Here is a 16684-nt window from a genome sequence, read left to right as displayed (position 1 = left end):
TTGCCGGTGCCCGGCGCAGCACCGCCCGAAGCCGTGCCTGACCGGGCGGCGCCGCGTCCCTGGACGCCGCTCGCGCTGACCCTGGGCCTGCACCTGCTGCCGGTGCTGGCCTGGCTGACGAGCATGCGCGGGGCCGCCGCGCCCGGGCCGCCGCAGCGCGAGGCCAAGGCGGTGTTCCTGCAGGTGTAGCCGCAGGCGCGGCCGGCGCAGGCGCCTGCGGCCCCCCCGGCCGCTGGCCCCGCCACGTCCGCGCCAGCGCCCGTGCGCGAGCAGCGGGGTGCCGCCCGCCGCGCTGCCGGCGCCCGCTGTCTTTCCCGAATTACGATTTGACCCTGTCTTCGCCCCGCAGGCCGCTGCCGCGCCAGGCGCAAGGCCTGCTACCGCGGCGGCAGCGTCGGCGGCCTGCAAACCGGCTTCCGCATGGCCGACGGCCGCGGCGCCGTGGCCACCCCCTGCCCGTCCGGCGTCAGCTGGACGCAGCCCTGACCGGTCCTCGCGCGGGCGCGCCAGGCTCCCGCCCGGCTTGCACAATTCGGCCAGGCGGCGCCAGGCGCCGGCTGCGCCGCATTCGCCCGCCGGCGGCTGGCGCTCGAACAGCCGGCCCAGGCCTTCGGGCGCGGCGCCGTTGACCTTGACGTCGCGGTTGATCGGCAGGCAGACGGCGTCGTGCCAGGCCGCGGCATACGAACGCGGCGTCGGCAGCGGCCCGCGCAGGCGGGTGGCGGCCGCTTCGCATTCGGCGCGCGTGGCGTACACGCCGCGCAGGCTGCTGCTCTCGAGCGTGACCTCGAGGTGCAGCTGCAGATATAACAGCAAGACAATCGTCAACACCGCGTCCCCCCATGCCGGCCTGGTGGTTGGACGCGCTTCGCGGCGAGCCGGTTCGGCGCGCACGGCTGACATGGGTCAGGCCGCGCCAGTACGGCAAGGCCGACCCGGCAGTGGACGCGGCATCCGGCTAGAATGGCGCTTTGGCGCCGCCGCGGGCATGCTCCGCGCTGCACCGCGCGCCGTTCGAGAAGGATTTCAATTGACCTGGGATTATCCGCAACCGTTCCTGCTCGCGCTCGCGCCCGGCGCCGGGGATATCGATGGCCTGAACCATACCAACAATGCCGTCTACGTGCGCTGGTGCGAGCAGATCGGCTGGGCCCATTCCGAGTCGCTGGGCCTGGGCATCGACGATTACCGGCGCCTGGACCGCGCGATGGCGATCCGGCGCGGCGAATACGACTACATCCTCCCCACGCTGCTGGGCGAACCCCTGCAGCTGGCGACCTGGCTCGTCGGCGGCGACGGCAAGCTGTCGATGGAACGCCGCTTCCAGCTGGTGCGCGCCGGCGACGGCGCGACCGTGCTGCGCGGGCGCTGGGAGCTGGTCTGCATCGACATCAGCGGCGGCCGTCCGCGCCGCATGCCGGCCGAGTTCCTCGACGCTTACATGCCGCAAGTGGTGGGGAAGAACGCGCGCGGCTGACGCATGCATGTGCTTGCGTGAGTCGCGTTGCGCTCCCTCAAAGGCAAACTTGAGCAAACCGGGCCGGCGGCCGTTCGCACCGGGCGACACTGCACTGGTGTCCGCCGTCCACGAGGTCTCGCCATGCTTGGTCAGCCGCATCGTCCCGCCAACCCGCTGCTCGCGGTCCTGTCCTGCGCCGTCTTGCTCGGGCTCGACGGCTGCCGCCTGCGCGAGGGTTCATCCGAACAGCTGGTCATCCCGGAGGTCGTGCGCACCAACCTGTTCGTGGCGCCGGGCGGTTCGGACGCCAATCCGGGCACCCAGGAAGAACCCTTCCGCACGATCGGGCGCGCGGCGCAGGTCGTGACGCCCGGCACCACCGTGTACGTGGCGCCCGGCCAGTACACCGGCGGCTTTCGCACGAACGTGAACGGCAGCGCCGAGGCGCGCATCATCTTCGTCTCCTCCGAGCGCTGGGGCGCGAAAATCGTGCCGCCGCTCGACTCGCGCACCGCCAGCGCCTGGGATAACCGCGGCAACCATGTCGACATCGTCGGTTTCGAGGTCGACGGCAGCCAGTACCAGAGCGGCACCAAGTGGCTCAGCGGCATCTACAACGGCGGCTCCTACAACAGCATCCGCCACAACCACGTGCACCACATCGCCCTCGACGTGCCCTGCGAGGCGGCCGGCGGTTCCGGCATCGGCGTGGACAGCTATTACAAGGGCAAGCAGGGCGAGGTCATCGGCAACAACGTGCACGACATCGGCCCGGGCGACTGCCGCTACCACCACGGCATCTACATCAGCACCCAGGCGCGCGTGCGCAGCAACGTGGTGTACCGGATTTCCGGCGCCGGCATCCACCTGTGGCACGACGCCCAGCGCGTCGACATCACCGGCAATACCGTGTCGACCTCGGGTTCGGGCATCGTCGTCGGCGGCGGCGACTTCTATTATTCGAAGGAGGGCAACGACCACACGATCGTGGCAAACAACATCGTCTACGACAACAAGCACGGGATCCTCGAGCAAGGCGCGACCGGCCGCAACAACCGCTACGTGCACAACCTGGTGTTCCAGAACACCGCCAGCGACTGGCGCCTGGCGCCGGGGCGCACCCATCTCGGGACGATCGCCGCCGATCCGGGCTTCCTCGACTACTCCCGCACCGACACCCCGGACTTTCGCCTGAGCACGCAATCGCCGGCGATCGGGCGCGGCATGGCCGTCGCCGCGCCGGAGCCGGACTTCGACGGCAAACCACGCAGTCCGGAGACCGGCTTCGACATCGGCGCCTTCCAGCACGAGCCGCCGGCCGACGCGGACCTTCCCGTCAGCCAGTATTCGCCTCCCTCCCGCTAATTACCCGACACCGCGTGCGAATTTCCTGGAACAGCACCGGATACGGTGCAAGGCGGCCGGGCACCGCCGTGCGCGCACTGCAAGCGGAGCGGAGCCAACATAGCAACGCGCTGGCCTGGAAACGAACAACACAGGTGTTTCCGGGCGAGTACCCCGGCTGGCCCCGCAGTGTGCGGCGAATGCCCGCTACAGGATCTCGCGCACCGTCTCCGGCGGCCGGCACAGGCGCACGCCCTTCGGCGTCAGCACGAAAGGCCGGTTGATCAACACCGGATGGGCCAGCATCGCATCGATCAAGACCGCGTCGGACACGGCGTCCCCGTCGAGTCCGAGTTCCGTGTACAGGCTTTCCTTGGTGCGCATCGCCGCGCGCGGACGCATGCCGGCCGCGGCCAGCATGCGCTCCAGTTCCTCGCGCGAGGGCGGCGCGATCAGGTAATCGACGATACGGGGCGCGTGGCCGGCGGCGCGGATCGCCGCCAGGGTCTGGCGTGAATTACTGCAATGCGGATGGTGATAGATCGTGATATCCATGGCGGTCGAATGGCAGACGGATACCCATGATACGGCCTGCCCCGCCACCAGGACAGTTTTTCGCTTGTAGGTCTTGCCCTGGCGCTATAAAATTCCCCGCTTGGTTTTCCACACGGGAATAAAGTCACTTGCGCGAGTCAGACTACAGAACAAGACGGCCATCCTCCGGATCGCATGACGGAGAGATCATGGGCGACACGATGTTGCATCCAGCGGCCTTGCCGACGCTCGGCCAGCGCCTGGCGCTGCGCATGCTGAACCTGATAGGCTGGAAACTGCGCTGTCGTCCCCTGCCCGGCCCGCACGGCATTGCCGTGGTCTACCCGCATACCTCGAACTGGGACTTCCTGATCGGCTTGCTCGGCAAATGGGCGCTGGGCCTGCCGTTTCGCTGGCTGGCCAAGGATGCGCTGTTTCGCGGTCCGCTGGGCGCGCTGATGCGCTACTGGGGCGGCGTGGCGGTGGACCGCCGCGCGCCGATGGGGGCGACGCGCCTGCTGGCCCAACGCATGCTGAGCGAGAAGTGGTGCTGGGTGGCCATTACGCCGGAAGGCACGCGCAGCTATCGGCCGCACTGGAAAAGCGGCTTCTACCACCTGGCGACGGCGGCCAGGGTGCCGCTGGTACTGGTCTACATCGATTACGCCGAGAAAGAGCTGGGCATGGTCGACATGCGTGCACCTAAGCGGCGACCAGGACGCCGACATGGCCGCGATCGCGGCCGCCTTCGAGGGCCGCCAGGCACTGCATCCGCGCGATGCCGCGCCGGTCAAGCTGGCACCGCCCCATGCCGGCCCCGAGCGCCGCCAGGGATAACAGGCCACGCGCAAGTGCCTCCTTCACGCCCGCGGCGGGGCGGCTTGCTCGCGCAGGAACAGGGTCTTGTACCAGATCGCGGTAGCGCGCCAGGCGCCGTTCGGGGTGGCGCAGTATTCGGGCAGTTCGCCTACCCGCGTGTAGCCAAGGCGCGCGTACAGCGACTCGGCGTCCGAGCCCGCTTCCGTATCGAGAAACAGCAGACCGCGCCGCAGCGCCAGCGCCTGCGTTTCGGCCGCCGCCATGAGGCGCGTCGCCACGCCGCCGCGACGCGCGTCACTGTGCACGAGCAGCTTTTGCACTTCGGCGCGGTTGCCGCCGTTGGGCTTCATGCACAGGTCGAGCTGCACCGTCCCGACCAGGACCTGCCCGCGCCAGAGCGCCAGCAAGATGCGCGAGCCGGCCTCGACCGCTTCAGCGACGCCGCGCCAATAGGCGTCGGCCATGCTGTCCGCGAGCGGCATGACGAAACCGACCGATGCGCCATGGGCGACCGCGTCGAGCAGCAATGCGCGCAGTTGCGCCGCGTGGGTCCGGGCGTCGGCGCCATCGAGCCTTGTTGCCTGCATTTCTTGTCCTCCCGGTGTGTCGTCGATGAATACGGTGCACTGAGCAGGATTCATGCCTGTCTTTCGGGCCGCTGCGGGGACCCGCCGCACCGTCACGGTGCAGTCCGCACCGCAACCGGTCCCCCGCAGCGGGCACGCGCCGGGCGCACCGCCGCGCATGCTTCAGTGCGTGCGCGCGTTTGGCGACAGGGCATCCCAGGCCATCGCCGTGCTCAGGAACAGTTTCCCGTTCAGCTCGTCCAGCAGTGCGCTCTGCTTCAGGCGGTCCAGGACCGGCCCCTTCACCTCGGCCAGGTGCAGGCCGATGCCGCGCGTGCGCAGCATGGTGTTGAGTTCGGCAAGGGCGAACAGCGCCGAGGTATCGATCGCATTCACCGCCGACAGCACCAGCACCAGGTGGCGCGTGTCCGGACGCGCCGCCAGTTCGTCCTCGATGCGTTCGTTCACCGCCTCGACGTTGCCGAAGAACAGTCCGGCATCGACGCGCAGCAGCAGCAGTCCGGCGGCCGTCTCGGCGCTGTAGCGTTCGACGTTGCGAAAGTGCTCGGTGCCCGGGATGCGTCCCAGCACCGCGATGTGCGGGCGGCTGGCGCGCCAGATCAGCGCACCCATCGAGAGCGCGACGCCGACCACGACGCCCGCTTCCACCCCCAGCGCCAGCACGCCGGCGGCGGTCGCCAGCAGCGCGGCGGCGTCGACCCGGTCGTAGCGCCAGGCGGTGCGCAAGGTCGTCGTGTCGAGCATGCCGAGCACGGCCACGATGATGGTGGCGGCCAGGGCCGGCAGCGGCAGCAGCGCCAGCCAGCCGGTCGGGGCGACCAGGGCCAGGGCCAGCAAGGCGGCGGTGATCAGGCTGGCGAGCTGGGTGTTGGCGCCGGCCGCGAAGTTCACGGCCGAGCGCGAGATGCTGCCGGTGACCGGAAAGCCGCCCGACAGTGCGCTGCCGACGTTGGCCGCGCCCAGGCCGATCAGTTCGTAATTGCTGTGCAGCTTTTCGGCGCGCTTGAGGGCCAGGGTCTGGGCGCCGGACATGCTGATCAGGAAAATCATGAAGCCGATCAGCAAGGCCGGCTGCAGCAGCGGCTGCCAGTGGCCGAACGAGGCCGCCAGGTGAAAGACCGGCAGCCCGGCCGGCACCGTGCCCGTGGTACGCACGCCGAGCCCTTCCAGGCCGAGCACGGGCACCAGCACCGTCGCGCCCAGCACCACCGCCATCGGCACCAGCTTGGCGCCGATATCGGCCACGACGCTACCGACGCCGATGCGGCGCAGCTGGGGTGCAAGCAGGCTGCGCGCGGCCAGCAGGATCACGAGGGAACCGAGGCCGAGGATGGCGCTGGGCAAGTGCAGCGCCGGCAAGGACGCGCCCAGCAGCGCCGGCAACTGGCCGAGCGCGATCACGATCGAGGAGCCGATGGTGAAGCCGCTCATCACGGGGCGCGAAAAAAAGTTGGCGATGAAACCGATGCGCAGCATGCCGCAGGCCAGCAGCACCAGGCCCGACAGCAAAGCGAGCTGGGCGGCCAGGGTGGCGTACAGGGGCGTGCCCGCGGCGGCCAGCGGCGCCAGGCTGGACGCGGTCATCAGCGAGACGATCGCCATCGGCCCGACCGACTGGGTACGGCTGGTGCCGAACAAGGCATACAGGACGGGCGGGACGATGCTGGCGTAGATCCCGGCCACGGGCGGCAAGCCGGCCACCAGGGCGTAGGCCATGCCTTGCGGGATCATCATCATCGCCACCACCACGCCGGCGCTGATGTCGCCGGGCAGCATGGCGCGCCGGTAGTGCCTCAACCAGTGCAGCATTGCTAGTCCGTTTCAAAAGGGCAAGAGTAGCATGCCGGGTGGGCGATCGCGGGCAATGCTGCTGGCGGCGGTCGCGGTGCGTGTCCCGTGCACGGGCGCACAGCCGTACAGGCGTACGCGTTGCGTCGGCAACGACCCGTTTCCTGCCGGGCCCGGTGCCGGGCTCAGCCCATCGCCAATTCCACGCAGTTGCGCCCCGCCCGCTTGGCCCGCGCCAGCGCCGCGTTCACCCGCACCGTCAGCGAATCGGCACTCTCGTGCTCGCCCAGCTGCGCCACGCCCAGGCTGACGGTGACCCGGTCGACGCCCGGCATGGCCGTGACTTCGATCGCCGAGCGCAGCTTCTCGGCCATCTTGAGGCCGTCGATGGCGCTGGTGTGCGGCGCGATTACCTGGAATTCCTCGCCGCCCGACCGGACCAGCACGTCGCTAGCGCGCACCAGCTTGCGGGCGGCGTCGGCCACGGCGCGCAGCACCAGGTCGCCGACCGGATGGCCGTAGCGGTCGTTGACGTCCTTGAAGCGGTCGATGTCGAAGGCGATCAGCGCCATCGGGACCTTATAGCGGCGCGCGCGCTTGATCTCGCCTTCGAGCAGGCGTTCGCCTTGGCGCCGGTTGGCGATGCCGGTCAGCGCGTCGAGCGTCGACAGGTGGGTGACGCGCACCAGCATCGCTTCGCCCTCGCGGTTCATGTCGGCGATGCGCAGGGCGACCGCGGCCAGGTCGGCGATTTCCGCCAGGGCGTCGAGTTCGTCGCGCGAAAACAGGCGGGCTTCGCGCAACAGCAGGCAGAGCGAACCGCGCGCGGTTCCGGGGCCGCCCGACGGAATCGGCAGCGCCAGCACCAGCTTGATGCCATGCCCGCGCAAGGCGTCGGCCAGCCGGGGTTCTCCCGATTTGTCGAGGTCGTCGAGCAGCACGATCGTGTTCGCGGCCGCCGCCAGCAGGCCCGGGAAGGCATGCCGCAGGGGCGACTGCAAGAGGCGGTCGGCACGTCCCAGCACCTTGGCCAGGTTGAGATTGCGCTCGCCATGCTGGGCCTGCAGCTGCAGGTCGCCGCCCGGCTGCAGGTAGAACAGTGCCGCATGCGCCACGCCCGGCCAGCCGCACAGGGCCTGGCACAGGCGCTCGGCCAGCGCCGCCAGTTCCTCGCCTTCGCCGAGCGCTGCGCGCACCCGCGCGCGCAGCGCCTGCAAGCCGTCGAGCGCCCGTTCGCGCGGACTGGGCGCGGCAAGCGGCGTCGGTCCTGCCGCCAGGCGTGCGGCCAGCGCGGCGCGCAGCGCTTCGCCGTCGAGCGGGGCGATCGCATACTCGACCGGGCCGCAGGCCATCAGGGCCGGCAGCCAGCGCGCATTGGCGAAGGGGCACAGCACGAAGGTCGGGGCGCCGGCGCGCGCCGCCACCAGGCGCGCCAGTCCGGCATGGTCGAGCTCCGGATCGAAACGGTCGAGGTCGATGACCAGCAGGCCGACGCCGGGCAGATCCGGCGTGGCCAGCGCGGCCTCGGCACTGTCGGCCAGATCCAGGCGCGCGAACTGGTCGCCGCACACGGCCTCGAAGCCGGCGCGGCGCGCGGCTGCCGGGTTGACGAACAACCCGGTGGTGGGACCGGGCGGCGCGGCCTGCTGGGGCATGATTTTCTCCTTGACATGCATTTTGAATGCACAACGATGGCGATTTTGACATAAACGGCCGCCCCGCGACAGGCGAAGTGCCGTTCTGTGTGTGGGAGCGCACCGTCGCGCCCTGTCGCGCATCCGATACTGGCGGGGTCAAGAACATGCAGAGGAAAGGACGCGCGCGATGGCCAACCAGGACGATGTAGCGAACCACCAGAAAGCGATCCAGAACCGCCAGGAGCAGCTCGACGCCAGCAGTTCACCCGACGCAGGCGAAAAGCCGGTGCAGATCGGCGCCCGCCAGCCGGTGCCGCCGATGCCGGCGCAGCACCTGGCCAAGCCGGGGCTGGAGGCGCAGATGGAGCTCAAGCCGCGCTTCATGGCCGAGGGCTACAAGGGCAGCGGCAAGCTCGAGGCACAGGTGGCAATCGTCACCGGCGGCGACTCGGGCATCGGGCGCGCCGTCGCCGTGCTGTTCGCCCGCGAAGGCGCCGACGTTGCCATCCTCTACCTGAACGAACACGAAGATGCCGCCGAGACCCAGCGCTGCATCGAAGCCGAGGGCCGCCGCTGCGTGACGATCGCCGGCGACGTCAAGGACATGGACTTCTGCCAGCAGGCGGTCGACGCCGTCGTCGCGCAGTGGGGACGCCTGGACGTGCTGGTCAATAACGCCGCGTTCCAGATGCACGCCGCCTCGCTGCTCGACATCACCGAAGAGCGCTTCGACGAAACGATGCGCACGAATATCTACGGCTACTTCCACATGGCCAAGGCCGCCCTGCCCTACATGCAGCGCGGCGCGTCCATCATCAATACCGGTTCCGTGACAGGCCTGAAGGGCTCCGGGATGCTGCTCGACTATTCGAGCACGAAGGGCGCGATCCACGCCTTCACCATGTCGCTCGCGGCCAACCTGCTGGACAAGGGCATCCGCGTCAACTGCGTGGCCCCGGGCCCGGTCTGGACGCCGCTCAACCCCGCCGACCAGTCTCCGGACAAGATCGTCCACTTCGGCGAGAGCACCACCTACGGGCGCGCGGCCCAGCCGGAAGAGCTGTCGCCGGCCTATGTGTTCCTCGCCTCGAACGCCTGCTCGAGCTATATCACCGGCATCGTGTTGCCGGTGACCGGCAGCGTCGGCGAATGACCGCACCTTAACGCACAGGGAGAATTTCATGGCACGCAGCTTGTGGAAGGGCGCGATCAGCTTCGGGCTGGTGCACATCCCGGTCGAGATGTATCCGGCGACGAGCAACCACGCGCTCGACCTGAACATGCTCGACCGCCGCGATTTTTCTCCGATCGGGTTCAAGCGCTACAACAAGAACACCGGCCAGGAAGTCGGCTGGGACGACATCATCAAGGGCTACGAGTACGCCGACGGCGAATACGTCGTGCTGTCGGACGAAGACCTGCGCCGCGCCAACCCGGAAGCGACCCAGACCATCGACATCCTCGCCTTCGTCGACGCCGGGGACGTGCCGCTGATCTACTACGACCAGCCCTATTACCTCGCGCCCGGCAAGGGCGGCGACAAGGTGTACGCGCTGCTGCGCGACACGCTGAAAAAAGCGGGCAAGATCGGCATCGCCAACGTCGTCATCCGCGTCAAGCAGCACCTGGCGGCGCTGCACTGCCTGGGCAACGCCATCGTCATGACCACCCTGCGCTATCCCGACGAGATCCGCGACCCGGCCGACCTCAAGATCCCGGCCAGGAACGCCAGGAATGCGCTCAGCGACAAGGAGTTGAAGATGGCGATGGCCCTGGTCGAGGGCATGAGCGAGCAATGGGAGCCGGAGCAGTACCACGACACCTACCGCGAGGACGTCATGGCCCTGATCGACAAGAAGATCAAGGCCAAGCAGACCAAGACCATCACGATGCCGGACAAGGACGAAAAACCGGCCAGGCCGACCAATGTCGTCGACCTGGTCTCGCTGCTCCAGGCCAGCCTGGGCAAGAAGCCGGGCAAGACCGCGTCCGCCGACGGGGACGACGACGACGAACCGCCGCCACCGAAGCGCGCGCCCAGGCCGGCCGCCGCGGACGCGGACGAGGAAGCGGCGCCGCGCGCGCGCAAGACGGCCGGCGCCAGCCGCGACAAGCTTGCCGCCAGCGCAGTCCCCAAGAAGCGCGCCACGGCGGGCAAGGCCGCCGCCAGGCCGGCGCCGAAGACGGCCAAGGCCGCCGCGCCGGCGCCCGCGCGCCGCAAGAAGGCGGCTTGAAGCATGGAGGAATTTCTCGACTTTCTCCAGTGGCCCGCGATGGCGGTCAGTTTGTACGCCGCCTTCATGGTCGGCTCGAAACAGGCCGGCAAGCGTATCTTCGGTTTCTGGGCCTTTATCTTCAGCAACATCCTGTGGATCGTCTGGGGCGTGCACGACGAGGCCTGGGCCCTGATCGCGCTGCAGGTGGCGCTGATGGCGATGAATGTACGCGGTATCTTCAAAAACGAATCGTCGGGCTGAAGCAGCACCCGGCAATGCAGGAAAGACATATCAACCGGATGGCATCCCGCCGTCCACCCACAAGGAGATTTTCATGCGCAAGATGATCATGATGGCAATCGCAGGCTTCATCTGGAAAAAAATCCAGGCCAAGATGAACAAACCGACCTATAACGGCACCACCGGCACGCGCCGCTATTGATGTGATGTGACGGCCGGCCGCGCGCGGTCGGCCCGGGCAACACCGCGGGCCAGGCCGGTGCATAGCGCACTGCCTGGTCCGCATTTTTTCGTGCAAGCCGGTTCGCAATCGCGTGCCGTCGGGCGGGCGACTGCCGCCTGTCGTCGCGTTGCGGGGCGGATTCCCGCGCCTGCCCGGATGGGACAGCGCGGCAATCTGCGCTCAGGCCTTGAACCCCAGCTGCTTCATCGCCGCCGTCAGCGTCCTGGCCGCCTTCGCATACCCATCCCAGGGATGGTTTCCCTGGTCCAGGCGCGTGTGCGCGTTCTTGACGTTCCAGTAATCGCTCGCCTCCAGCCTTGCCAGTTCGTCCCAGGCCAGCGGCACCGAGATACCCAGGCCCGGCCGCGCGCGCGCCGACCAGGCGCAGACGGTGGTCGCACCCTGGCCGTTACGCAGGTAGTCGATGAAGATCTTGCCGACCCGGTTCTTCGGGCCGCTCTTGGCCGAAAAACGCTCGGGCAAGGTCTTGGCGAGGTGCTGCACGATCGCCTGCGAAAAGTCCTTCACGGTGTCCCAATCCTTGCCGCCCTTGATCGGCACCACCACGTGCAAGCCCTTGCCGCCGCTCGTCTTGAGGAAATTCGGCAAGCCGAGTTCGTCGAGGAAGGCGTGCATCAGCAGTCCCGCTTCCTGCATCGCCGCCCATTCCACGCCCTCGCCCGGGTCGAGGTCGAACACCATGCGGTCGGGCTTGTCGTAAGCCTTGCCTGTCGCGTTCTGGGTATGGAACTCGACCGCGTTCCATTGCGCGGCCGACAGGATGCCGGTGACATTGCTGATCTCCAGCATGGGCGGATGCTCGGGGTCGAGCGCCTGGTCCATGTGCTTGATGCCGGGCAGCTTCTTGATGTCGGCATGCTTCTGGAATACCAGCTCGCCCCGGATGCCGGCGGGCGCGCGCACCAGCGAAACCGGGCGCCCCTTCAGGTGTTCCATCATCAGGTCGCCCACGAGGGCGTAATAGCGCACCAGGTCCATCTTGGTGGCGCCGCTGCGCTCGTCGACGACGCGCTCGCCGTTCGTGACCTTCAGCGTGGCGGGCAATTCGCCCTGCACCGCCACGGGTTCCGGCGCTGGCGCCCGCTTGTCTTCTGGCATGTCGACCTCCTGTATCGGGGTGGGCAGTTCGCGCGTGATGCCTTGCGCTGGTTTGTCGGTGCGCAAGCCCTGGAATACCGGATGGCGTACCGCGCCGGCACTGGTCCACTCCGAAAAGCTTACTTCGGCGATCAGTTCCGGTTTCACCCAATGGTGCTTGCGCCCGGGAACCGTGCGCGGCGGGAATGGACTGAGGTCGGTATCGAGGGCTTTGAGCCTGGCGGTGATGTCGCGCAGGCTCTCGGCATTGAAGCCGCTGCCGACGTTGCCGGCGTAGCGCAGCACGCCGTCCTGGTCGTAGGTACCCAGCAGCAGCGAACCGATGCCGCTGCGGGCGCCCTTCGGGTCGGTATACCCGGCGATCACGAATTCCTGGCGCTGGCCGCACTTGAGCTTGATCCAGTCGGGCGAGCGGCGCGACACGTAATGCGAATCGCGGCGCTTGCCGATCACCCCCTCCAGGCCGATCTTGCAGGCGGCCGCCACCAGGCCTTCCGGGTCGGTGCCGAACTCGGCGGAGAAGCGCACCTTGTCGGAAGGCTTGGCTGCGGCCAGCGCCGCTTCCAGCAGCGCGCGCCGGTCGACCAGGGCCACCTTACGCACATCATGGCCGCCGAGGTAGGGAGCGTCGAACAGGAAATAGACGATGTCGACGCCATTGGTGCCGTCGAAGGCCAGCTGCAGCAGACCGAAGTTCGGCCGTCCCTGGGCGTCGTGGACGACGATCTCGCCGTCGTACCAGCCGTCGGGCAAGCCCATGCGGGCGATTTCCCGCCGCAGCGGCTCCAGCTTGTCGGTCCAGTCGTTGTCGTTGCGGGTAATCAAACGCACCTCGCCGTTTTCGATGCGCGTGAGCATGCGGTAGCCGTCGAACTTGACCTCGAACACCCATTCTTCCGGACGGGCCGGGGGGCTGTCGACCAGGGTGGCCAGCTCGGGCGCGCATTGCTTCGGCAGCGGCGCCTCGACGGCGCCCTCGGGCGGGCCGGCCTCGCGCGCCTGGTCCGCGGCCTTGGCCGCGGCAGCGTCCGCGCGCGCCTTGGTGGCGCGGCCCTTCTTTGCGGCCGGAGCCGGGTCCGCCTTCACCTTGGCCGGCAGCCGGGCGCGCGTGCCCGGCATCGGCAGCGACTTGACGCTGTCGGGCATCTCGTCGACCACCGAGAATTCCTCGGCCGGGCGCGTAAACTCGTCTTTTTCCTTGATCAGGAGCCAAGGTTCCTGCTTGTCGCCGCGGCCCTTCATGCGCACCAGCACCCAGCGGCCATGCATCTTGTGACCGTGCAGTTCAAATTTCAGGTTGCCCTTGGCATAGCCTTCGTGCGGATCGCCGTCCGGCTGCCAGCTACCTTTGTCCCAAATGATGACCTTGCCCGCGCCATACTGCTTCTCGGGAATCGTGCCCTCGAAATCGGCATACGAGAGCGGGTGGTCCTCGACGTGCACGGCCATGCGCTTGTCGTGGCTGTCGTAGCTCGGGCCTTTCGGAACGGCCCAGCTTTTCATGGTGCCGTCGAGCTCCAAGCGGAAATCGTAGTGAAGGCGGCTGGCCCAGTGTTTCTGGATGACGAAGGTGAGCGCGTCCTTCCCCGGCCGGCCGCCTTCGGCCGGCTCCGAGGTGATCGAAAAATCGCGTTTGGATCGGTAGAGCTTGAGGGCGTCGGGCATGGCGGGACTCCTGCGTTTTTCCGGTAGCGCCAGTGTAGGCAGCAGGCGGCGTACACACTGTACGGCAGCTAACGGTCGCGCTCGCGATGGGCGGGACGCAGGTTTGTAAGCTGATGTAATTCGTGTCAACGTCGCCGCCGCGGCCCGCGTTAAGGACCACAGCAGCACCGGAAAGCATGGCCGTCGCGGCCATCGGCTTCCACCCTTTCCCCTTTTCCTGAAGGAATGACCATGAGCAAAATCGTCGCTACCCTGATTGCCGGCCTGTTCGCCACCTCGGCGTTTGCGCAGAGCACCGCCACCCAGACGACCGACCCGGCAGCCAAGGCGCAAGCCAAGGAAGCGAAGGAAGTTGCAAAGGCCGATGCCAAGGTTGAAAAGGCTGCGGCCGAGGCGAAGGCCGACGTCGCCGGCGCCAAGGCGGACGCTGCGAAAGACAAGGCCAAGGCCGTGAAGAAAGCGAGCAAGAAAAAGGCGGAAGCCAAGGCCGACGCCGCCGCGGCGAAAGCCGATCACAAGGCGGACACCGCCCACAGCGCCCACATGAGCACGACCAGCACCACCAGCACCACCACAAAATAACGACAGGCCGCTCGAGCCCCACCATCGCCCGAAAAAGACAGGGTTCGCCCTGTCTTTTTTCGCGCCGCTTTTCGGTGGACGCGCGCCCGATGGCGGCGCATGCTCTACCCTCGGCGGGTAAGACTGTCGGGCGACTGCCTGCCGCGCTGTCGGCAAGCCGATTTTTTCCCTACACCAGGCGCATGCTCTACAATATGCGCACCCTATCCTGGAGCGCGCCATGCACAAGATCGTCTTCCTCGACCGCGACAGCCTGCTGGCCACGGTCCGCCATCCCGGTTTCGCGCACGACTGGCAGGACTATCCCGCCACCGCCGCCGACCAGGTCGCCGAGCGCCTGCAAGGCGCCACCGTTGCCATCACCAACAAGGTGCCGCTGCGCGCCGAAGCGCTCGACCAGCTGCCGCAGCTGCGCATGGTGGCCGTCGCCGCCACCGGCACCGACAACGTCGACCTCGCCGCCTGCCGCGCGCGCGGCATCGCGGTGGCCAACATCCGCGATTATTCGGGCGTCTCGGTGCCCGAGCACTGCTTCACCCTGATGCTGGCGCTGCGCCGCAACCTGCGCGCCTATGTCACCGACGTCGAGGCGGGCCGCTGGGAGCATTCGAGCCGCTTCTGCCTGCTCGACCACCCGATCGGCGACCTGGCCGGCAGCCAGCTCGGCATCGTCGGCTACGGCGCGCTGGGGCGGCGCGTGGCGCAGATCGGCCAGGCCTTCGGCATGCGCATCGCCACGACCTCGCGCTCGCCCGTGACCGAGCCGGGCGTGGCGCAGCTGGAACTGGACGAATTGCTGGCCACCTCCGACGTCATCAGCCTGCACCTGCCGCTCAACGAGGCCACGCGCCACATGATCGGCGCGCGCGAACTGGGGCTGATGAAGCCGACCGGCCTGCTGATCAACACCGCGCGCGGCGGGCTGGTCGACGAGGATGCGCTGGCCGAGGCCCTGATGCGGCGCACGATCGGCGGCGCCGGTTTCGACGTGCTGAGCAAGGAGCCGCCGGACCAGGACAATCCCTTACTGGGATTGCGGCTGCCGAATTTCATCCTGACACCGCACGTGGCCTGGGCCAGTGCCGGGGCGATGCAGACGCTGGCCGACATGTTGGTGGACAATATCGAAGCGTGGGCAGCGGGACGGGCGATCAACCTGGTGGGGTAAGCGGCCCCGATCCGGCTCACTCGAGGCGGATCGCGACGTCGAAAATCCAGGTGCGGCGGATTTCGATCACATCGTACTGACGCGCCAGGGCCGGCGGGAACGGGCCATACGGCGCCTGGCTCGCCACCACCTGGCGGATCGCTTCGTCGATTGCCGGCACGCCGCTCGACACCACGAAGGTCACTTTCTCCACCGAGCCGTCGGCGCGAATCGCCAGCGTCACGACCGGCTGGGTGTGGCGCTGCTTGACGATGTCGCGCAGCAGGTCGAGCGTCATGTTCAATTCGATCTTGCGGCTCATCGCCTGCGCATAGTGCACCAGGTCGGCATTCGCGTCGGCGCGCCCGAACATCCAGCCGCGGCGCAGGCTGCTGGTGGTGGGGGTCGACGCCGCCGCGTCGCGCTGGGCGGCTTCCTGGTCGAGCTGCTTGCCGATCGCGCGCAGCCGCTCCTCGCGCTGCGCTTCCTGCGCGGCGCGCTCGCGCTGGGCCTGTTCCTGGCTGGCCCGGGCCTGCCGCTCCGCTTCCTGCCGCGCCGCTTCCTGCCGTGCCGCTTCCTGCCGCGCCGCTTCCTGCCGTGCCGCTTCCTGGCCCGCGGCTTCCTGGCGGAGCGCTTCCTGGCGCGCGGTTTCCCTGTCGGCTGCGTCGCGGCGTGCGGCTTCCTGGCGCGCCTGATCCTGCCGCGCCTGCTCCGTGCGCGCGGCATCGGCTTCCGCTTGCGCCATGCGCGCCGCGTCGGCCCGGGCTTGTTCCTGGCGTGCCGCTTCCTGGCGTGCCGCTTCCTGGCGCGCCGCTTCCTGCCGCGCCTGCTCCTGCCGTGCCACTTCCTGCCGCTCGGCGTCCTGCCGCGCCTGTTCCTGGCGCGCGGCCTCGCGCTGCGTCTGCGCTGCCTGTTCCTGGCGCGCCGCTTCCGTGCGCTCGGCATCGGCCCTGGCGGCGGCCAGCCGTTCCTGTTCCTTGCGGGCGGCGTCCTGTTCGGCGTCGCGGCGCTCCGTTTCCAGGCGCGCCGCGTCGAGCCTGGCCAGCTGCTCGGCGCGGGCGGCTTCGCGCGCCGCTTCCAGGTCGCGCTGCGCTGCTCGTGCAGCTTCCTCCTGCGCCTGCGCCGCCGACTGCGCCTGCTGCAGCCGCTGCGCATCCTGCCTGTCCCGCTCCAGCACGATGCGTTCGAGTTCGCGTTCCTGCTCGGCCGCCTGTTCCTGCGCCGCTTGCACCTGGTCCGGCGCCGGCGCTTGCACGGGCTCGACGGGAGCGCTGCGCTCGGCGACATCGACCGTGGCCTGCATCGACGGCGCCGCCGGCGCCGG

The 16684-nt window shown here is 68.7% G+C and carries 15 protein-coding genes and 1 pseudogene; 10 read left to right on the top strand and 6 right to left on the bottom strand.

The genetic code is table 11. The annotated features are described in order from the left end of the window. The first annotated feature begins 6 nt into the window (after positions 1–6). The 3 genes from ACFPOU_RS03235 (at position 7) to ACFPOU_RS03225 (ending at position 2824) form a co-directional block, all read left to right on the top strand. Positions 7–189, top strand: coding sequence for a hypothetical protein (locus tag ACFPOU_RS03235; protein WP_379717142.1), 183 nt, complete (start codon positions 7–9; stop codon positions 187–189). Positions 190–1030: 841 nt separating this feature from the next. Continuing rightward, on the top strand, positions 1031–1477 hold the full coding sequence (locus ACFPOU_RS03230) for an acyl-CoA thioesterase (RefSeq protein WP_379717139.1): 447 nt from the start codon (positions 1031–1033) through the stop codon (positions 1475–1477). A 123-nt stretch (positions 1478–1600) separates the two neighbouring features. Beyond that, on the top strand, positions 1601–2824 hold the full coding sequence (locus tag ACFPOU_RS03225; protein ID WP_379717136.1) for a DUF1565 domain-containing protein: 1224 nt from the start codon (positions 1601–1603) through the stop codon (positions 2822–2824). Positions 2825–3010: 186 nt separating this feature from the next. On the opposite strand, the gene arsC is transcribed toward ACFPOU_RS03225, so the two are convergent. After that, entirely contained in the window at positions 3011–3358 is a 348-nt protein-coding gene (gene arsC, locus ACFPOU_RS03220; protein WP_379717133.1) for an arsenate reductase (glutaredoxin), read from the bottom strand. 188 nt (positions 3359–3546) lie between these two features. Between arsC and ACFPOU_RS03215 the strand changes: the two are divergent. Together ACFPOU_RS03215 and ACFPOU_RS03210 are read left to right on the top strand one after the other, a co-directional pair. After that, a pseudogene (locus ACFPOU_RS03215) lies at positions 3547–3936 on the top strand (1-acyl-sn-glycerol-3-phosphate acyltransferase); the annotation flags it as partial. Positions 3937–4033: 97 nt separating this feature from the next. Next, positions 4034–4174 (top strand): hypothetical protein, encoded by a 141-nt coding sequence (locus ACFPOU_RS03210; protein ID WP_379717130.1) that lies wholly within the window; start codon positions 4034–4036, stop codon positions 4172–4174. 23 nt (positions 4175–4197) lie between these two features. On the opposite strand, the gene ACFPOU_RS03205 is transcribed toward ACFPOU_RS03210, so the two are convergent. From ACFPOU_RS03205 to ACFPOU_RS03195, 3 genes are all read right to left on the bottom strand, one after another. Further along, a complete protein-coding gene (locus ACFPOU_RS03205; protein WP_379717127.1) occupies positions 4198–4797 on the bottom strand; it encodes a GNAT family N-acetyltransferase in 600 nt (199 codons plus the stop codon). A gap of 108 nt (positions 4798–4905) precedes the next feature. Next, entirely contained in the window at positions 4906–6552 is a 1647-nt protein-coding gene (locus ACFPOU_RS03200) for a SulP family inorganic anion transporter (RefSeq protein ID WP_379717124.1), read from the bottom strand. A 164-nt stretch (positions 6553–6716) separates the two neighbouring features. Next, positions 6717–8186 (bottom strand): GGDEF domain-containing protein, encoded by a 1470-nt coding sequence (locus ACFPOU_RS03195; protein WP_379717121.1) that lies wholly within the window; start codon positions 8184–8186, stop codon positions 6717–6719. Between the two features lie 169 nt (positions 8187–8355). Here ACFPOU_RS03195 and ACFPOU_RS03190 point away from each other — a divergent pair, with 169 nt between their 5' ends. Genes ACFPOU_RS03190 through ACFPOU_RS03180 form a run of 3 tightly spaced genes read left to right on the top strand, consistent with a single transcriptional unit; the run spans position 8356 to position 10645 of the window. Next, positions 8356–9321: an SDR family oxidoreductase gene (locus tag ACFPOU_RS03190; protein ID WP_379717118.1), complete on the top strand. Its 966-nt coding sequence runs from the start codon at positions 8356–8358 to the stop codon at positions 9319–9321. Positions 9322–9349: 28 nt separating this feature from the next. Further along, positions 9350–10402: a non-homologous end joining protein Ku gene (ku, locus tag ACFPOU_RS03185; RefSeq protein ID WP_379717115.1), complete on the top strand. Its 1053-nt coding sequence runs from the start codon at positions 9350–9352 to the stop codon at positions 10400–10402. Between the two features lie 3 nt (positions 10403–10405). After that, positions 10406–10645: a hypothetical protein gene (locus ACFPOU_RS03180; RefSeq protein WP_379717112.1), complete on the top strand. Its 240-nt coding sequence runs from the start codon at positions 10406–10408 to the stop codon at positions 10643–10645. Between the two features lie 382 nt (positions 10646–11027). On the opposite strand, the gene ligD is transcribed toward ACFPOU_RS03180, so the two are convergent. Further along, positions 11028–13631: a DNA ligase D gene (gene ligD / locus ACFPOU_RS03175; protein ID WP_379717109.1), complete on the bottom strand. Its 2604-nt coding sequence runs from the start codon at positions 13629–13631 to the stop codon at positions 11028–11030. Between the two features lie 231 nt (positions 13632–13862). Between ligD and ACFPOU_RS03170 the strand changes: the two genes are divergently transcribed. Together ACFPOU_RS03170 and ACFPOU_RS03165 are read left to right on the top strand one after the other, a co-directional pair. Next, the gene (locus tag ACFPOU_RS03170; RefSeq protein WP_379717107.1) at positions 13863–14213 is read left to right on the top strand and encodes a hypothetical protein; all 351 of its coding nucleotides are present in this window, start codon (positions 13863–13865) and stop codon (positions 14211–14213) included. Between the two features lie 220 nt (positions 14214–14433). Beyond that, positions 14434–15381 carry a D-2-hydroxyacid dehydrogenase gene (locus ACFPOU_RS03165; RefSeq protein ID WP_379717104.1) on the top strand — a complete coding sequence of 316 codons (948 nt, stop codon included), beginning with the start codon at positions 14434–14436 and terminating at the stop codon, positions 15379–15381. 16 nt (positions 15382–15397) lie between these two features. Here the strand turns inward: ACFPOU_RS03165 and ACFPOU_RS03160 are convergent. Further along, positions 15398–16684 (bottom strand): TonB C-terminal domain-containing protein (locus ACFPOU_RS03160; protein ID WP_379717101.1); only part of this gene is annotated, 1287 nt, incomplete at its 5' end.

Source organism: Massilia jejuensis (genome assembly GCF_042656795.1).
GTDB lineage: Bacteria > Pseudomonadota > Gammaproteobacteria > Burkholderiales > Burkholderiaceae_D > Telluria > Telluria jejuensis.
This window is presented reverse-complemented; position numbering and strand designations above follow the sequence as displayed.